This window comes from Kitasatospora humi (genome assembly GCF_020907985.1).
Taxonomy (GTDB): Bacteria; Actinomycetota; Actinomycetes; order Streptomycetales; family Streptomycetaceae; genus Kitasatospora; species Kitasatospora humi.
On sequence record NZ_JAJJPA010000004.1, the window covers coordinates 265,303 to 283,357 of the forward strand.

Consider the following 18,055-nt stretch of genomic DNA (forward strand, 5'->3'; position numbering starts at 1 on the left):
GGTGGTGGTCGGTTCGGGGTTGCCGTTGGGCGGGGCGGCTGGTTCGGTTCGCGGGGTGGCTGCTTGGCTTGGTGGGGTGGCTGGTTCGGTTTACGGGGTGGCTGCTTGGCTGGTCGGTTCGCGGGTGGCTGTTTCGCTTCGCGGGGTGTCTGTTTCGCTTCGCGGGGTTGCTGGTTCATCCGCCCAGCAGCTGCTCCAGTTCGCCGGCCGCCTGGAGCAGCGCGCTGCGCTCCGGATCGTGCGGGCCCGGCGGGCGGGTGGGAACCCCCGAGGGCGGGCGGTGCTGACGGGCCGCCGCAGCCAGTTGCTCCAGGGCGGTGAGCACCCGGCCCACCTCCGCCGGCTCACTGCGCCGCCCGCCGTAGCGCAGCTGGGCCGCGTAGGCGGCCACCGCGCCGCTCAGCCTCTCCAGCGCCGCCGTGGCCGGCAGCCAGGCCTCCGCCCGCTGCCCGGCCGGCGGTGGCTCGGTCAGCCCGTGCAGCACCTCCTGCCGAGCGTCCGCCAGTGCCCGGTAGGCGGTGCGGCGCAGCCAGACCTGGGCGCGGGCGTCCTCGACGGGCGGCTGGGTCACCGAGGTCAGGTAGGCGCGCAGCGTCTCGGTCGCCGTCACCAGGCGCGGCTCGATCCGGTGCGGAGCCCGTTCCGGCCACAACAGATAGCCGAAGACCAGCACGATCACGGTCGCCAGCACGGTGTCCAGCACCCGTGGCCCCACCTCGGCCGACCCGCTGCCCCCGCCCAACTGCACCAGCACCAGGGCCAGCGGCGTCATCACCATCGTGTTCAGGCCGTAGTGGGCAGCCGCCGACCAGGGCAGCAAGGCCACGCAGAGCGCCACGACGGCGACCAGCGCCCAGCGTTCGGTGGTCAGCGAGAGCAGGGCCGCCGTCAGCACCACCCCCAGCACCGTGCCCACCGCGCGGCTGACCGCCCGCAGGAAGACCGAGCCCAGGTCCGGCTTGAGCACGAAGGCCACCGTCATCGGCACCCAGTAGCTGCGGGTCAGCGGCAGTGCGGCGGTGAGCAGTTCGGCCACCCCGATGCACAGCGCCACCCGGGCGCCGTACCGCGCGGCCCCGCGTGACAGCAGCCGCACCCGCAGCCGCCACGGGTCGGGCGGCGGCACCGGGGCCGTCCGGACCACGGTGGCCGGGTCCGCCGGGCGACCGGCCACGGCGTCGGCCGCGGTGCGCAGGGCGTCCGCGAGGGCCTGGCGGGCGGGGGTGTCGGGGTGCCAGGCGGGGAGCGGGGGCGCCGGTGCGTGCGCCGCCAGGGTTTCGGCCAGCTGCTCGGGGAGGGCGGCCACCTCCGGGGGCACCGGCCGGCGGGCCCAGAGCAGCCCGCTGGCCGCCTCGGTCGCGGCCAGCGAGCCCTCGTAGGCCCGGCGCAGCGCTGACAGTCGGGCGCTCTCCCGGGCGCCCGGGCGCGGTGGTGGCAGCTGGTCCTGCAGCTGGTTCAGACGTCCCGTCAGGGATCGGCGCGCCGCCGGACCTTGATCCGTGCCCAGCTCGCGCAGCAGCGAGCCGAGCGCCCGGTAGACCTCGGCGAGCTGCAGCCGGCGCGGGTCGTTGTGCGCCTGCGGCCGGTAACGCAGCCCCAGCACCACCACCAGGCCGGCCCCCGCCAGCATCATCGGCCCCGCCGCCCACCACGGGTGCGGCGGCGCCATCCCGGCTCCCAGCGCGGTCGACACCAGCAGCAGCAACCCCGCCGCCGAGCCGCGCGGCCCCGTAGCACTCAGCGCACCCGAGACGAAGGCCACCGCGGTCAGCACCAGCACCGCGAGCGCGCTGCGCAGCTGCCAGTGCAGCACGGCCCCGCCGATCAGCATCCCGGTCGCCGACGCCGCCAGGGCGCTGCCCATCCGCACCAGTCGCAGCCCGGTCGGCTCGACCCGGTCGTTCAGCGTGGCGTGCATCGCCCCGAGGCCTGCGAACACTCCGAGGTCCAGCCGCCCCGCCGCCAACCCCGCGCACAGCGGCACCGCCATCCCCGCCGCCGCCCGGGGCACCAGCACCCACGGCACCACCGGCCGCGCCGGCCGCGCGGCCCGGGCCCACCAGGAGGGGCGTGCGGGGGAATCACTGCTTGTCACATCGATCAACGCTGCCACACTCTCGGGCTACTCGTGGCAACCGGCCTTGACGGCGTCCCTGGCGGCGGTGAGAGCTCCGGGGCCAGCCGCGGCGGCTGGCGGAACGTGACAAGTCCGTACCGATAAGGCCCGTGCGCCCCAAGGGGCCTGCTGCACTGACACAGCCCCTCGCTAAGATGTGAACCAGCCGCTACAGCCTGTTCGTAAACGGGCGGAGGCCGGCTCGAAACGGGACTTCGAAGCTTGACGACGTGGTGCAGCGCGGTGGCCATGTGCCGGTCCGTGCACGGGGGAGGTGCAGTTCATGAACGCAGTGCCCAACGAGTGGTCGGCCCTTGCGGCGAAGAACGCTTACTTGGACACAGCGCACCAGCTGGAGTTGAGCGGTGTATCGCCTGCAGACCTCAAGGTCGAGGTGGAGACGCTCAGCGAGTTCAAGAAGAAGGTCGACGCCATGCTGACGTCGCTCGACGACTCGGACGCGGCCCAGCCGAAGATCAGTCAGCAGAGCCTGGACCAGGGGCACCTGGGCGCCTTTCCGGACGCTACCAACCTGCTGAACGCGTACGACGTGGTCCACCAGAACCTGCAGACGCTCTCGGCGACACTGTCCCAGCAGATCAAGGCGATGAGCATCGCGCTCAACATCAACATCAACGGCTACCAGGAAGTTGATGACGAGCAGCGGCGAGCGCTCTGGAACATCTACGCCGAGACGAACAACCAGTACAACTCCGGTGTCAGCCCGACGGGAGTCGTGAAGCCGCTGGACCCGCAGGCCACGGCGTCGACCACAGCGGATTCAAGTTCGGGGACGCCTGCATCGTCCACTGACTCCACGCAGACCCACTCGGGCGTTGTCGCGTGATCCGGGAAGTCGGTCGAGGGTCTGATACGCAGCAGCAGGGCAACACGGGGAGTGTGTAATGCCAAATCCGCAGACGGATGATCTTTACAGCTACTTCGACAGCATGACGCACGAGCAACTGCTGGCCATGGTGAAAGGCACTGACCCGAGCCTGCTCTCGACGCGCAGCGGCAAGCTCTCCAGTGCGGCCGCCACGCTCAATGACATCGCCGGACAGCTTTCTTACAACTCACAGCACTTGGAGTGGAGCGGCACTGCGGCCGACAGCTTCCGGAGCTGGGTCACTCAGGTCTCGACCGCCACTGAGCAGCTGAGCACCTATGCGAGCGCCACCTCCGATCAGCTGTCGGCGGCTGGTACCGCTCTCGGCACTGCAAACGCCATGCCGGGCGTGCCGGTGAACGAGACCAACATCATGAACCGGTACAAGGCGCAGAACTCCCAGTACATCAGCGACCAGGCGGACCAGCAGAAAGCTGCGGCCGACCCCAATTGGGTCACCCGGGCCCAGGCCAACCAGGCTCAGGCCACTCTCGACAAGGCTCACGACGACGCCGTGAGCCACATGGTCAGCCTGTCCCAGGCGTACCAGGCGTCGACGTCGGCCATCCAGCAGCAGACTCCGCCCTTGTTCCCGCCGAGCCCGACGGGTGTCATGGGGCCGCCGCCGCCGGCGAAGACAGCAGACGGTGGTGGCAACTTTTCCTACGGTGGGTCGAGTGGCTCTGGCGGCTCCCCAAGCGGTGGCGGCCGTCACACGGGTACGCTGCCATCGCCTGCGGGTGCTGCGCCGAGCAACCCGTCGCCGACCCCGCCCGTCCTGCAGCAGCCGGCCCCCGGCCCCCGGCCCCCGGCCCACCGCCCGGTACCGGGACCGCAGCCGAGCCCCATTCCGCAGCCCCCGAGCAGTCCCTCACCGACTCCGCCCGCCACCCCAACTCCGGTACCCGGCACGGGCCTCGACAGTGCCCCGCCGCCGGCGCCCCAGCTGCCTGTCACCAGCGGGCCGACCAGCACGCTGCCGGGTGGCCCGGGTACCCCGGGTCCGACCGGCACCGGTCCGGGGGGTCTGCCGGGCGGTTACCCCGGGGGATTCCCCGGGCCGACGAGCGGCAGCAACTTCGGCAGCCCATCTGGCGGAAGCTCCTATGGGAGTTCCTACGGGAGCCCCTACGGAAAGTTGCCTGGTGGCGGCCGCGTTGGCGGCAGCCCATCGCCTTTCGAGGAGGGGATCAGCGGCGGCGCCAGCCGCCCTGGCATGCCGTCAGGTCGTGGTCAGTTCAGCACCAATGCGATCGGCGCGCAGGAAGCGGAAGCCGAAGCAGGCGGTGGACGGACCGGTGGTAGCGGCTCCATGCTGGGCCGTGGTGGCATGGGCGGCGGCATGGGCGTTGGCGCCGGGGGCCGTGGAATCGGCGGCGGTGGCGGCCGTGGCCGAGGTCTCGTGTCGAGGCCTGGTGGCGAGGTCGGCGGGCGTCGCGGTCCCACTGCCGAGGGCGAGTTCACGCCCGGCGGCACCGGGATCGGTAAGGCAAGCAGTGAAGCCCGTGCGGGAGCTGCCGAGGGAGAGGGCGGCTTCATGCCTGGCGGCGGCGCCCACGGCACGAAGAAGCGCAAGAAAGACCACGGCCACCGGGCGGACTACCTCGTCGAGGACGAGGAGAGTTGGACCGGTGGAACCCCGGAGAGTAATCCGGACGTGATTGAGTAGGACTGGATCGCCTGCCCGGTCACTGGGTCAGCCCCGGTGACCGGGCAGCTCTTTGTTCGGTCCGGCCGGTGCCCCGGCAGAGATGGTGATGAGGAGAGCGTGATGCGGCGAACCGGCATGAGGACGCGAGGGCTGAGCACAGCCGCCCTGCTGGCACTGAGTCTGTCCCTGATGGGTGCTTTCGCCCCGGCGGCCCAGGCTTTCGATAACCCCCGCCAAGCCGAGTGGTATGTGGATGCATTGCACCTGCCTGAGGTGTGGCAGACCGCCAACGGCACTGGGGTCACTGTGGCGGTGATCGACTCCGGCGTAAAGGCAGACCACCCGGATCTGGTCGGTCAACTCCTTCTAGGTAAGGACTTCAGTGGCTTGCCCGGGGGTGCGGAAACCGATCCCGTTGGCCACGGCACCAAGATGGCCAGCATCATCGCTGGGTCAGGAAAAGGTGTCAGCGGACACGGCGTCATCGGGCTCGCTCCTGGCGCGCGTGTCCTCCCCATCAAGGTCAACGCAACTGATGACGCTGGAACGACGATCTCGGCTCCGGCCTTTCTCAAGCAGATTGATCAGGCCATCATGTATGCGGTGGACCAGGGAGCCAAGGTGATCAACCTGTCTCTGGTCGTCCAAAGTTCTGACATCTCACCGGCCGACGCTGCGGATCTCCAGAAAGCGGTTGATTACGCGATCAGCCATGGTCGACTGGTAGTCGCTAGTGCAGGCAACAGTGGGCAAGAGGGCAACCCGATCACCTACCCGGCGAACGCGGCCGGTGTCGCCGCCATTGCCGCAATCAATCAGCAGGGTGGCAGTACGAATGAGTCCGAACAAGGAAAGTACATCGCGCTAGCGGCTCCAGGAGTGGACACGGTGGATGCGTGTACCGGACCCACGGGCTACTGCGACACTCACGGCACATCCGACTCCGCCGCGATGGTCTCTGCTATGGGTGCCATCGTCTTCTCCCAGCACCCAGACTGGACTGGGAATCAGGTTCTCCGAGTCCTGATCAACACGGCTAACAAGCCCAACAACGGCTTGATGCATGATGACGGTATTGGCTTCGGTAACGCCAGCATCAGCAAGGCCATCAAATTTACCGGTGATCCAGGTCCGGCTGACGCGAACCCCCTTGTCCAGGCCGGCGTCAGCGTCACCCCACCGCCCACCGCTTGGCTGCCCGGCACCGCCCCCTCTGCGTCGCCCTCCGCCGCAGGCTCCGTGCAGCCCAGTGGCACGGCCAGCGGCGCCGCACCCAATGGTGCCTCCCCGGCTCCGGCTACCTCGTCCGCCAAGTCCGCAGCGTCCTCGTCATCTTCAGGGTCCTCCAACCTTCCTCTGATCATCGGTGGCGCAGTTGCCGCCGTCCTGATCGTCGGCGGCGTCATCTTCTTCGTGGCTCGCCGCAAGCGCTCCGCCGCCGCTCCGGAGGAGGCTGAGGCCCCCTCCTACCCATTGCCCGCCCAGCAGCCGCCCTACAGTCAGGGCACCCCGCCCCCGCCGCCCGGCTACGCTCCGGGCACCCCGCCGCCTTCGGCCCAAAGCCCCGCGCCGTACCAGACTCCGCCCCCGCCGGCCGCCAACCCGTATCGCGAGCCGCAGGGCTGAGTTCAATACCCGCAACCTGACAGGTATCGGTTCCTTGTGAGGCGTTGGCATGGCGGGACGTGGCACTGGTGACCGAAGAGTCCGTGATCGTCGATCAGGTCCGATGCGCCAGTGCGGAGTAGCAGGGCTGTGGTAAGCCACTGGCAATAGTCCGACCTGCGATCCCGTTGGCCACGGGAGCTTTCCCATGGTGCCGAGTGGAGCGGCTTGTCCTGCCCGGTCACTGGGGCAGCCCCGGTGACCGGGCAGCTCTTTGTTCGGTCCGGCCGGTGCCCTGGCAGAGATTGTGATGAGGAGAGCGTGATGCGGCGAATCGGCGCGAAGACACGAGGGCTGATCACAGCTGCCCTGCTATTGCTGAGCCTGTCCCTGACCGGTGCGTTCGCCCCAGCGGCCCAGGCTCTCGACAACCCCCGCCAGGGGGAGTGGTACTTGGACGCTATGCACCTGCCGCAGACCTGGCAGAGCGCCAACGGTACCGGAGTCACCGTTGCCGTGATCGGCAGTGGAGTGAATGCCGACCACCCGGACTTGACCGGACAGGTGCTCCCGGGGAGGGACTACAGCGGTCTGCCCGGGAACGAGAACGTGGACTCCATGAGTGAGGGCACCAAGGTGGCCAGCATCATCGCGGGTTCTGGTAAGAGCTTCAACGGCAAGGGTGTGATGGGTTTCGCTCCGGGTGCGAAGATACTTCCGCTTAAGGTCAACAACACGACTGACGTCGGCACGGCGAGCTCACCCGGCACGGAAATCTCATCGGATCAGCTTCTGGTGCAGGTTGACCAAGCAATTGATTATGCAGTCAGCCGCGATGCCAAGGTGATCGACATTTCGCTGGCCCTCCTTAGGCAATCAATCACTGCGAGAGGCGTCCGCAATCTGCAGGACGCTGTCGATCGTGCGATCAGCCATGGCACCCTGGTGGTGGCACCGGCCGGTGACAACGGCCAGCAAGGCAACGACGTGACTTACCCTGCCAACACTGCAGGAGTTGCTGGAATCGCGGCATTCAACCAGCAGGGCGGTGCCACGAACGAGTCCGAGCACGACAAGTACATCGCCCTGGCGGGCCCTGGGGTGGACGTAATTGGCGCATGTGCTGAGCCGAGCGGCTACTGCACCACGCACGGCACCAGCGACGCGGCCGCCGGGGTCGCCGCCATGGGGGCCATCCTATTCTCGCAGCACCCGACGTGGACGGGTAACCAGGTTCTCCGGGTTCTGATCAACAGTGCCTTCAAGCCCAACGACGGATCGTCACACAGCGAATACATCGGCTTCGGTAATGTGAGCGTCAGCAGGGCTGTCAAGTACACCGGGGATCCAGGCGCGGCCGACGTCAATCCACTGGTCGATGCAGGTATCAATGTCACGGGGCCACCCAACGCCTTCATGCCCGAGCCCGACGTGCCCACCCCCTCCGCAGTCAGCTCGTCAGCCCCGAGCACCCCGAGCCGGCCTCTCACATCCTCATCGGACCCCGACGGCATCTCCATCCTCGTCGCTGCCGCAGTCGTGGATGCAGCGGTCGTCGCCGGCCTCATCACCCACCTGGTCGTCCGCAAACGCCGCCGCACTCCATCGCCCACCCTCAAACGCCCGACGCGCCCGATCCCGAGCGAGGAGCTACACCGCAGCCCTGACATCCCGCCGTCGCCCTACCAAACGCCCGCCACCCCGCCCCAGAACGAACCGGGCTGACGGGACGAAACTGGCGGAGTCCGCGGGCGGACAGGCCTCCGTAGCGCGCGCACGGAGAGGAGACACGACGGCTGGATTAGCACCGCCGTCAAGTCGGCGCAGGTTCACGGAGTGGGCCCTGGCGCCGCGACGCCGCGACCCGACCATGTGGTCGGCGAGGCGCCAGTTGACTCGGTGGGCGGCTGCTTGACTACGAAGGATCCCTGGCCGCGTACAGTGACGATCAGCCCGCGTTCACGAAGGTTCTGGGTGGAACGCCGAGCGGTGAGTCGTGCCACGCCGTCCTCGTCGACGAGGTGGTTCTCCGAGGGGATCGGTCTGTCCGGCGCCAACTCGCTGGGTTCGATCTTCCCGGCGATCACCTCGGCCAGCTGGACGTGGAGCGGTGCTGCCCTCATGAGGCTCAGCGTCTGCCCAGGTTCGCCGCCATCCGGGTCGCTGAATGCCCGTGTGACGCGCTGCGTATCGCGGGATCCCGCGGTATGCGCTTGCCCCTGCCAGCGGTCGACGACGTCGAGCCCGGACCGTCGAATGATGCGCCCTCTGCCCTGAGTTGGGCGCGGCAAGCGCAGCACGCCCTACTGGACTCCGCCCCCGCTGTCCGCCGACTCGCACCACGCTCCATGGAGCTGCAACCAGCGTTATTGAAGTTGAAAGCGTGATGTCGGCCTGAGGTGTAGTCAGCCGTCCGCGATCAGGCCGGTGGCGGCGAGGCACCCGTCGATGAGGTGGGGTCGGTACTGGATCTGCTTCAGGCTGCGCTTGACGGCTCGGGCGAGCTGGTCGAGGTTGGCTGCGGCGAGGTTGCCGATGGTGCGCTTGACCAGCGACCAGATGCCTTCCTGCGGGTTGAGGTCTGGTGCGTACGACGGGAGTTGGAAGACGGTCAGCCAGTCCTTATTCGCCTCGATGAACTCCCGCAGCGGCGGCATCAGGTGGGCGCGCAGGTTGTCCCACACGAGCACGATCGGGCCGCCGAGCTGGACGTGTGCGCGAATCAGCAGATCGCGGTAGTCCTGCCAGGTCAGGCCCTTCTTCTCGCCCTTGCGGCCGTGGTAGACGTGGAAGCTGTAGAACATCCGGGAGCACCTGCCGGGGCTGTAGCAGCTCAGCCCCGCCATGGAGATCCGGCCACCTCCCCGGCCGCGCACCCGCACGATGGGGGTGCGGCCGACCCTGCCCCAGGTCCTGGCACGCGGCGGCCTCATCGACTGCCCGGCTTCGTCCTCAAAGACGAGCCAGGCCCCGCGGGCCGCCGCGGCGCTTTTACCCGCGGCCACGTGTCCTTCTTCCAGAGCTCGATCACCGAGTCGTCGCGCTCGATGGCCCGGCGGGCCGGCTGTTGCCAGGACCAGCCATGCCGCTTGAGCAGGGCCCAGGTGCCCTCCACGGTGTAGGAGACGTGGAACAGCCGGCCGATCAACGTCTTCACCCGTGCCAGAGTCCACCGCTGGTCCACCCAGCCGTGGGCCAGCGGGCCACGCTCCAACTCCCGCTCCAGCCGCTCGATCTGGGCATCGGACAGTCTCGGGCGACCGGGCGAGCCCTTCGAGGTGATGCCCGCCGCACCGCCCTCGCGCCACTGCCGACGCCACCGTTCCACCGAGCGCACGCTCACCCGCAGCGCCGCCGCGACGTCCCTGCTCTTGTCGCCGCCCTCGAAGCGTTCCACGGCTTGCAGCCGGATCCGCTCCCGCGCGGCCCTCTCGGCGTCGGTCAGGCCGCCGCCTTGCGCATATCTCACAGCACACGACTACCGGTGCCGACCCTCCGCCGGAGAGCGAACATTACTGCTTCACCCGTCCGAGCGACATCACGCTTTCAACTTCAGTAGCGTCCCGCAAGGAATCAACGCCTGGTGGAACGCTGCCATTTTCGTGCCGCATGTCAATCGTCGCCGACGATCTCAAGAGCGAGCAATCACCCGCGACCCAACACCTTCTGAGCCGCCTACGGCGTTGCCTCCTTGGGGGCAGGCGGAACGGTCGGTGCCTTGTCGGCGAGGTGGACGGTGTTGGCGCACTGGTACTGCGTCGCGACGGTGCGGGCGAGCTTCAGTGCGATGTCGGCGTAGGCCTGGCGCACCCGGGTCCGTGAGTACTGCGACTGCCTCGGATCCCCGTCGATGCTGATCCACACGAATGGCGACGCGGGTTGGTCGGCCCTGTCGACCGGGATCTGGAGGTCGCACCGCAGGTAGAAGTTAAGTGTGTCGTACCGGTCGTCGATCCGCGCTTGGCCGTCCGGGCCGAAGTCCAGGGCCCGATAGCCCGTCGCGTTAAATCCCGACATCGAGAGGCCATCCACACTGGGTTTGACGTTCACTTCGAGGACAGGGCCTCCCGCCCACCGCACGCCGCAGGACTCCATCTGGGAGGCGATGTCGGCCGTCAGCGGGGCGTGGACGACACTCCCTGTCAAGGCGACGGCCGTCCCGTTCGTCCCGACCAGCGGCCGGAGGTCGTCCGGGCCGAGCGCGGACCAGCAGGCCGACTGCGGCAGCACGACGGACTGCCAAGGCTTCCAACAGAAGGCCGTCACGCCGGCCGCGACCAGCACGGCGGCGACGGCCCCGGCCCACAGGCGCCGACGGGCCACATGGCCCGTCGGCGGCGTTTCTTCCTGCTGCCCGGTCATATCAGTTCTTCACACCCAAGAGGTACTTCGAGGTACCGTCAGCAAAGCCGGCCTTGGCACCGTTGAACGCTGCGTTGGCCAGGTCATTGGCGTCGGTGGTGTCTATGCCCTGCGACTGGGCCGCCGACAGGACCGCGTTCTGAGCGGCATTGCCGGCCCCGGTCTCGGCGGCACCGCCGGCCTGGAGGACCTGATCGGACGCTAGCCCGTGCGTGTCGACCTTGTAGCAGGAGGCCACACTCTGGATGATTCCGCTGGCCTTCGTGTTGAGCGCGTCGCCCCCCGGCATGTCACCGATCTTCTTGCCGCCGGTCATGTCCCAGAGCTTCTGTGCCCAGCCCGCGTCGCGGTCGATGGCCTTGTTGTAGGCGGCGTCGCTCTGCTGGTGCTGCGTGTAGATCGCATCCGCCTTGCCGCCGGTGATGATCGCCGCCACCGTTCCGCCCGGGCCGGCCGCGCTCGCCACCGCAGAGTCAAGGTACTTGTGGTCGGTGGAGTGCAGCATGATGTCGCTCACATGGGCGGTGGTGTAAGCCTGTTGTGCCTGCGCGATGGTGCCATAGGCGTCAGGGTCGTGGCCGAGCGCCCCGAGGAACCGCGCAGTGGCTGACGCATCCAGCGTCGGCTGGGGATGGTTGGGATCCGCAGGCGTCTCGTACAGCGGCAGCCCTTCCTGTGGGGGCGCGAACGCCGTCTGTACCTCACCCATGTAGGCGGCGGTCATGTGGCCGAGGCTGGCGTTCATCGAGTGGAAGACGGCACCGTTCCCAGTGATCAAGCTCGGACCATCGACGGTTCCGAAGCGGTTCACAACCTGCTGCATCACCGCGGTCATGGCAGGGGTGTGCAGCGGGTACGGCGCGCCCTCGGCGTCGTACGGCTGCCCGATGGTCGCCGCTTCGAGTGCGTGGCCGAGCGCGGTCGCCTCCAGGTCGCAGGCCTTGCCGCCCAAGGTGGCGTCCTTGGTCGTGATGTCCTGGAGGATGGACTTGAAGCCGGGATCCGTGAGCTTGGTGAGGTAGTTGTTGGCGTCGCTGGTGACCGCCTTGACCGTCCCGTCCTGGTTGTAGAGCGTCGGGGGGTCGGAGAAGAACTTCGTCGCCGCGTCCGGACTGTGCCCGAGGGCCTCCAGCATTCCCGACATCGGATTGAGGCCGCCGTCCCCCGGGCCGAGGAAGAAGGTCTGCCGCAGGGGGTTGGCCTTCATGATCGCGTCCGACCACATGTGGGGGTCCTGCTCGCTGAGCTGGGTCATATGTTCGGCGATCGGCTGCAGGAAGTGCGCGTCGTAGTTGCCGGTCCGCAGGATGTTCGACAGGATCTGGTAGCCGTACGGGTTGCCGCCCTGCAATTGGTCGGGCAGCAACTGGTATTGCGTGGCGCCTGCCTTGCGCAGTCCGGCTTCCCAGGCATCGGACAGGTGCGGCACGTTCTGGGTGTTGGTCGCGTTGGCCAGTGCCGTGCCGAGGTTGGCCTGGAGCTGGGTTAGGTTGTCCTTGCTGGGCGTGCCGTAGTAGCTGTACTCGCCCATCGCGCCGTACGCCTTCAGGAAGCCGTCCGGGCCCAGGTCGTTGTAGAAGTCTGTGTTGAACTGCGGGTCGTTGGCGTGGGCCTTTAGGATCGCGTTCAGCTGGGCGACCTGCGCGTCGGTGGCCTTGCTGCCCAGGCTCAGCAGGTCGGCGGCCTGCTTGGCCTCGCCCTCCACAAGACCGCCGGGTGGGGCGCAGTTGAAGCTCTGGGTGCTGGTCCCGGTGTCTGCAGCCAGGGTGAACGCGAGGCCCTGGTCTGCTGCTGTCGCGCGGTCCAGCGCCGCCTGTATTTGCTTGCTGACGCCGTCAGCCCTGTCCTGCCACGTTTTTTGGTAATCTTGATCATGCTTCTCGGCGTCAGTGGTAGCCGGCGGCCAGTGGACCACACCGTTGGCATCCACGGTGAGTCCCTGCTGGGTTCCGCTCTGGACGGCCTGCTGGAGGGCCTGCTGGGCGCCAGTGAACTCGGTGTGCGCGTCACGCAGGGCTTTGGCTAGCGAGCTGGCCTCGTCGAACGCCATGTCGATCTGGTTGCGGGTATCGGTCAACACGCTCGCGGCGGCGTCCGCTGCCGTCCCTTGCCACCCTGAGCTCTGGAGCGGGCTGATCACCTGGTTCTGGAACTGCGTGGAGAAGTCCCAAGAACGGACCAACGTCTCGAAGTCAGTGGCCGCACCATCCAGGTTGGTGAAGTTGGTGTTCTGGAGTTCGTAGAAGTTCACCATGATGAGACGTCACTTCTGCTGGAGATGCGCTGCGTTGGCGCTATCGGCATTGCTGTAGTTCTGCGCGTTGGCGTGCAGGTTCTGTGAAATGGTGTCCAGTCGGGCGGCCAAGGCCTGGGACTGCTGCTCCCAGATGGTCCAGGCTGTGCTCAAGGCGGCGCTGCTGTCCCAGCCCTGCATGGCACCGACGGCAGTACCGACGTTGCTCCACGGCTTGTCGCATTCGCTGCGCACCATGCCTCGGAGTACGGAGGCATTTTGACTGGCCGTCTCCAGCACGCTGGGATTCACCGACAAGCTCTGGCCGCCGCTCTGGGCCGGCGTCCCGATGGTGACGGGACCTTCCGCGGCAGCGAGGTCAGGAAACTGCTTCTTCGCCTGGTCAGTGAGGTTACCTGAGCTGTCGAACAGCCAGGGATTGATCCGGCGTTCGAAGTCAAGGTCAGCCATCGATGAGCCCCCCAGTACGGTCCCAGTCGTGCGCTTTAGCAGCAAGTAGCGACAAGTGTACTAACAGTACGCCAATAGGCTGATGCGCTCTACCGTCTTGCCCGTGCAAGGAGACTGCCCGTGACGTGCGCACCGCTGCCCCCCGTGATCTCGTGGGTGCGAGAAGGGCGCTCGGTAGTGGTCCGAGGCTGCCGAACAGCCCGGTGGCGGATGACAGCACCACGGGACGGTGGGCGTTCGGCCTGTCAGGGTCGAGTGGGCGCCCCGAAAAGGGGAGGAGCATGGCACTCCCAGCGGTGTTGACCGGTAGGCCGGGCGAACTGGAACGCGGCGGCGGCGTGTCGTTGGTGTTCGATCCGTCGTTATGCCATCGGGGCGGGCTGTCGCTGGTGGAGTCCGGCGCCCGCTGCTGAGGGCTGAGGGCGGTGTGATGGCAAGGCAGGCGCAGTGCGAGAGGTGCGGGAGCGAGGCGGCGGGCCGCTGGTGTGAGGTCTGCGCCGAGCTGACGGGGTGCCAGTGGTGCGGGCGGAACGGGGGCGGTTGGCACCGGGGGGCGCGGGCAGTGCTGTGCGGGTACTGCGTGCTGCTCGTGCCGGCGTCGGAGTGCGGTGCCCGGGAGCCGGTGTTGATCGGGGAGGTGATCCGGGCGGTGGGGAGCTACTTGACCGAACGGGGCCAGGTCATGGCCGAGGCCGCCGCCGCGGATCGCGAGCCGACCGGCCGCTGCCGCTACTGCCAGCGCGAGGCGGCCTGGCATCCGACGGTCCGGGGCCGCTGGATCCTGCTCGACCTGGACGACCATCCGGCGCACTGCGTTCCGAACGGCCGTCGCTGGCAGGTGGATCCGCGCGGCACCGTCGCCACCGCCGCCGGGGGCGCCGCCGGCCGGATGTGCCGGATCGCCCACTGGGACGTCTGCCCGGGGCTGCCCGCTCCGAGGGACGTGTACCTGGAGTCGGTGCGGCACCGACTGATCACCGGTCAGAGCCGGAACAGGCCGCCGATGGACGGAAGGATCTTCCGGACGTCCGCATCGCCGTGTTCGGACTCGAAGTAGGCGACCGCCGAGAGCACCAGCAACCGGTTGATCCGCGGATCGTGGACGCGCACGTCGTAGCGGGAGTGGACGCCGGCGCGCCGGGTCAGTTCGAACCCCTCCGAGGTGCTGCCCCGGTAGCGCAGGCTGTGCGGCAGCACCACATCCGTGAGGACGTTGTCCATGACGTTGCCCAGTACGGCCGCGTGTCGTGCGCGGCTCCCCAGGCCTGTGGGCCGGCCCTGCAGTGCTTCCAGTCCGTCCTGGGCGAAGGTCCACTCCTCGTCCGTCGACAAGCCCCCGCCGCGCAGTTCCCACTGCTTGCTGCGCAGGCGGACGCGACCGAGCCGGCGGCCGTCGACGGCGAGCGCGATGCTGTTGGCGACATGGCCGAGGAGCTCGTCGAGTCGCGGGCCGCCGTACACCTGGTACGGCTTCAGGGAGTCGGGTGCTTCCGGCTTGCGGAGCCGGGCTATCGGGGTGTCCTTGCCGGTCCGGTGGATCAGCCAGGTGGTTTCCCGATGGCGGTAGGCGAAGCTGACGCTGAACTCGTTGAGCGTGTGGATCACTGGTGCTGACGGCCCCTCTGGCTGCTCGTGTCCGGGGCGGCCATCATCGCGCAGGAAGCGCGGAGCCACCCAGGGGAGGGCGGCAGTCGGCGCGGATCGCGGTGAGAACCGAATGTTCTTCCGGCATCGCGCACCACCCCGGAGTGTGCACGAACTGTTCGCGCCCCCATCACCCACCTGGCGGCTGCGGGTGGCCGGTCCGTCGCGGCATCGTCGAGGTATGGCGATTGACGCGAAGTCAGCACAGGACGACCCGGGCCTCGGTGGGACCGAGGGGCTGGGGCGAGTGGCCGCTGCCGCCTTCGCGGGGACGGCGATCGAGTACTACGACTTCTTCCTGTACGGGATGGCTGCGGCCCTGGTCTTCGGGCGGGAGTACTTCCCGGCGCTGGGTCCGGTCAATGCGCTGCTCGCCGCCTTCTCGGTCTACGCGGTGGCGTTCGTGGCCCGGCCGGTCGGCGCGGTGGTCTTCGGGCACTTCGGGGATCGCCTGGGGCGCAAGGCCGTTCTGGTGGTGTCGCTGCTGCTGATGGGGCTGTCGACGACGGCGGTCGGCCTGCTGCCGGGATACGGGCGGTGGGGCGTCTGGGCGCCGCTGGCGCTGGTGGTGCTGAGGTTCTGCCAGGGGTTGGGGCTGGGCGGCGAGTGGGGCGGGGCGGCCCTGCTGGTCGTGGAGCACGCCCCGCCCGATCGGCGCGGGCGGTATGCGGGGTATCTGCAACTGGGCCCGTGTGCCGGCTCGACGTTCGCCACGGCCGTCTTCCTGGCCGTCTCCCTCGGCCTGCCGGCCCGGGAGTTCGCGAGTTGGGGGTGGCGGCTGCCGTTCCTCGGGTCGCTGCTGCTGGTGGGGGTGGGGCTGTTCGTCCGGCTGCGGATCGCCGAGACTCCGGTCTTCGCCGCCGAGCGGGCTGCCGCCGCCGGGCGGGCTGCCGCCGCCGGGCGGGCTGCCGCCGCCGGGCGGGCTGCCGCCGCCGGGCGGGCTTCGGCGGCCGGGCAGGGTGCTGCGGTCGCCGGTGAGTCCGGGGCGTCGGGCGGTGGTGGGCGGCCGCTGCCGGTGTCGGCGGTGCTCCGCGAGCACTGGCGCACCGTGCTGCTGGGCAGTGGCGCGCTCTGCTTCGGCTACGCGCTCTACTACCTGGGCAGCACCTACGCCCTGGCCTACACCACCAATCAACTGGGGGTGCCCCAGACGTTGATGCTGGCCCTGCAGTTGCTGGCCGCACCGGCGGGCGCGCTGGCGGTCTGGTACAGCGCGGGGGCCTCGGACCGCTGGGGGCGCCGACGAACCGTGCTGCTCGGGACGGCGCTGGCCGCCTGCTGGTCGCTGCTGCTCTTCCCGATCCTGGAGACCCTGCGGCCGGAGCTGATGCTGCTGGCGCTGGTCGGCACGGGGCTGTTGCAGGGGGTGCTGCTGGGGCCGGTGGCGGCGTATCTGCCCGAGCTGTTTCCCACCAGGGTCCGTTACACGGGGGCTGCGCTCACCTACAACCTCGGCGGCGTGGTCGGCGGTGGGACGGCGCCGCTGCTGGCGACCAGGATGACGGCGGCCTACGGGACGGCGGCGCCGGTGGGCTGGTACCTGGCGGGGCTCGGCGTGGTGGCGGTGCTCTGCCTGCTGGCCCTGCCGGATCGGAGCGGGTGCGATCTGACGGTCGAGCACGGGTTGGCCGACGGCGGCCCGGCCGGTCGGGCCGCCGTGGCGAGCGGAGGTGCGGCGATGTGACGCCGGTGGCGCGGTGCGGGCCGGCGGGGCGGGTGCGGGCGAGGGGTGCGGCGACGTGACGGTGGCGACGCGGTGCGGGCCTGGGGGCGAGCAGGGCGTCGGCGATGTGACGCCGGCGGCGCGGTGCGGGCTTGCGAGGCGGGTGTCGCCGAGGGGCATCGCCGTGGGCCCGCCCAGCGCATTGCCGCTGGCCCGCGCCCTGCGGCCTCCTCCAGCGCGCTCCGGTGCGCCGGGCGCCCGCCAGGAGCGAGGGCGTGCGCCCGTCGCCGGACGCCGATTTCCCAATCCCCCCGATGACCATGTAATGTCTTCCTCGTTCGACCGGTTCGCCCCTATAGCTCAGTCGGTAGAGCGTCTCCATGGTAAGGAGAAGGTCTGCGGTTCGATTCCGCATGGGGGCTCCATCGGAAAAGGTCCCCGCCAATCTGGCGGGGACCTTTTCGTTATTCTCCTGGCACGGTTCGAAGTCGCCGGTCTCTAGCGGCACGAGTCCGTTTGCGCTGTGATGGTGCGTCAACAGTGCTGTGGCGTACGGGCGGTACGCGTGATGCGTGGGGTCTCTCCGCGCAGGGTACGGGGGAGGGCCCCTTGGGCGTGCGGCTCGTCGTGGTCGACGATCACAGACTGCTGGCCGAGGCGTTGGCAGCAGCGCTCCAGGTGCGCGGGCACCGGGTGCTGGCGGTCGGCAGTCCGGCGTCGGCCGGGCCGGAGCTGGTGGCGCAGCGCCGCCCGGAGGTCTGCCTGCTCGGGGTCGCGCGACCGGGGGACTCCGGGGCGTTCGGGCCGGTGCGGCGGCTGCGGCAGGAGCGGCCCGAGGTGGCCGTGGTGGTACTCGGTCCGGTGGACGACCTGCGGGGAGTGGCCAACGCGTTCGCGGCCGGCGCGGCCGGCTACGTCCGCAGTGACGAGCGGATCGAGGTGGTGGACCGTTCGATCACCCGGGCGCGGGCCGGGGAGGCGGCCGTGGCCGTCGAGGTGCTCCAGGCGGCGTTCGAGCGGCTGCTGCACCCCGTGCGGGAACCGGACGACGAGGCGCTGCGGCTGCTCGGCGCGCTGACCCGCCGTGAGATCCAGGTGCTGGCCAGGATCACCGAGGGCCAGGACACCCAGGAGATCGCGCTCGGCATGGGTATCGCGCCCAGTACCGCGCGAACCCATGTGCAGCGGGTGCTGATGAAGCTGGGTGCCCGCACCCGCCTCGAGGCGGCCGCGGTGGCCGACCGGACCGGCTTGCTCGCCCGGCTGGCCCGCGAGTAGCCGCAGGGACCACAGTTCCCCACCGCCTTCCGGGCGCCGGCCCCGCTCCGCCCCGCCGCGCCCTCCTCCTCCGCCCCCGCGCGACGCCCACCCTGGGCATCGCCTCGGACGCCGGGCTCGCGCTCGGGCTCCTCATCGAGGTG

General features: G+C 69.3%; 14 protein-coding genes and 1 tRNA gene. 8 read left to right on the top strand and 7 right to left on the bottom strand.

The window, feature by feature from the left end; all coding sequences use genetic code 11:
* Positions 1–175 precede the first annotated feature (175 nt).
* A complete protein-coding gene (locus LN042_RS06925) occupies positions 176–2,095 on the bottom strand; it encodes an FUSC family protein (protein ID WP_308191772.1) in 1,920 nt (639 codons plus the stop codon).
* 304 nt (positions 2,096–2,399) lie between these two features.
* Here LN042_RS06925 and LN042_RS06930 point away from each other — a divergent pair, with 304 nt between their 5' ends.
* The 4 genes from LN042_RS06930 to LN042_RS06945 all read left to right on the top strand — a co-directional run bounded on the left by LN042_RS06930 (position 2,400) and on the right by LN042_RS06945 (position 7,986).
* Positions 2,400–2,963, top strand: coding sequence for a DUF2563 family protein (locus LN042_RS06930; protein ID WP_230049444.1), 564 nt, complete (start codon positions 2,400–2,402; stop codon positions 2,961–2,963).
* Positions 2,964–3,021: 58 nt separating this feature from the next.
* Positions 3,022–4,674, top strand: a complete 1,653-nt coding sequence (locus tag LN042_RS06935) for a WXG100 family type VII secretion target (RefSeq protein ID WP_230049516.1) — start codon at positions 3,022–3,024, stop codon at positions 4,672–4,674.
* Between the two features lie 171 nt (positions 4,675–4,845).
* Positions 4,846–6,282, top strand: a complete 1,437-nt coding sequence (locus tag LN042_RS06940) for a S8 family serine peptidase (RefSeq protein ID WP_230049447.1) — start codon at positions 4,846–4,848, stop codon at positions 6,280–6,282.
* 303 nt (positions 6,283–6,585) lie between these two features.
* The gene (locus LN042_RS06945) at positions 6,586–7,986 is read left to right on the top strand and encodes a S8 family peptidase (protein WP_230049448.1); all 1,401 of its coding nucleotides are present in this window, start codon (positions 6,586–6,588) and stop codon (positions 7,984–7,986) included.
* 104 nt (positions 7,987–8,090) lie between these two features.
* Here the strand turns inward: LN042_RS06945 and LN042_RS06950 are convergent, their stop codons facing one another.
* The 5 genes from LN042_RS06950 to LN042_RS06975 form a co-directional block, all read right to left on the bottom strand.
* Complete coding sequence (locus tag LN042_RS06950) at positions 8,091–8,384, bottom strand: GntR family transcriptional regulator (protein WP_230049450.1); 294 nt, start codon at positions 8,382–8,384, stop codon at positions 8,091–8,093.
* 282 nt (positions 8,385–8,666) lie between these two features.
* Positions 8,667–9,730, bottom strand: a protein-coding gene (locus tag LN042_RS38225; RefSeq protein ID WP_443667699.1) for an IS630 family transposase whose coding sequence is annotated in 2 segments (ribosomal slippage) — positions 8,667–9,283 and positions 9,283–9,730 — 1,065 coding nt in all. Because the reading frame shifts where the segments join, the coding sequence is not laid out codon by codon here.
* Positions 9,731–9,936: 206 nt separating this feature from the next.
* The gene (locus LN042_RS06965; RefSeq protein ID WP_230049456.1) at positions 9,937–10,623 is read right to left on the bottom strand and encodes a hypothetical protein; all 687 of its coding nucleotides are present in this window, start codon (positions 10,621–10,623) and stop codon (positions 9,937–9,939) included.
* Between the two features lies 1 nt (position 10,624).
* A complete protein-coding gene (locus tag LN042_RS06970; protein WP_230049458.1) occupies positions 10,625–12,877 on the bottom strand; it encodes a DUF6571 family protein in 2,253 nt (750 codons plus the stop codon).
* Between the two features lie 9 nt (positions 12,878–12,886).
* The gene (locus LN042_RS06975; RefSeq protein WP_230049460.1) at positions 12,887–13,327 is read right to left on the bottom strand and encodes a WXG100 family type VII secretion target; all 441 of its coding nucleotides are present in this window, start codon (positions 13,325–13,327) and stop codon (positions 12,887–12,889) included.
* 649 nt (positions 13,328–13,976) lie between these two features.
* Here LN042_RS06975 and LN042_RS06980 point away from each other — a divergent pair.
* Complete coding sequence (locus LN042_RS06980; RefSeq protein ID WP_230049462.1) at positions 13,977–14,384, top strand: DUF6083 domain-containing protein; 408 nt, start codon at positions 13,977–13,979, stop codon at positions 14,382–14,384.
* Here LN042_RS06980 and LN042_RS06985 read toward each other — a convergent pair.
* Positions 14,309–14,932 (bottom strand): hypothetical protein, encoded by a 624-nt coding sequence (locus LN042_RS06985; protein WP_230049463.1) that lies wholly within the window; start codon positions 14,930–14,932, stop codon positions 14,309–14,311. The genes LN042_RS06980 and LN042_RS06985 overlap by 76 nt on opposite strands.
* A 220-nt stretch (positions 14,933–15,152) precedes the next feature.
* On the opposite strand from LN042_RS06985, the gene LN042_RS06990 reads away from it, so the two are divergent.
* From LN042_RS06990 to LN042_RS07000, 3 genes are all read left to right on the top strand, one after another.
* A complete protein-coding gene (locus LN042_RS06990; RefSeq protein WP_230049465.1) occupies positions 15,153–16,655 on the top strand; it encodes an MFS transporter in 1,503 nt (500 codons plus the stop codon).
* Positions 16,656–16,983: 328 nt separating this feature from the next.
* Positions 16,984–17,059, top strand: a tRNA-Thr gene (locus LN042_RS06995).
* 184 nt (positions 17,060–17,243) lie between these two features.
* Positions 17,244–17,912, top strand: a complete 669-nt coding sequence (locus LN042_RS07000) for a response regulator transcription factor (protein WP_230049467.1) — start codon at positions 17,244–17,246, stop codon at positions 17,910–17,912.
* Positions 17,913–18,055: the final 143 nt, after the last annotated feature.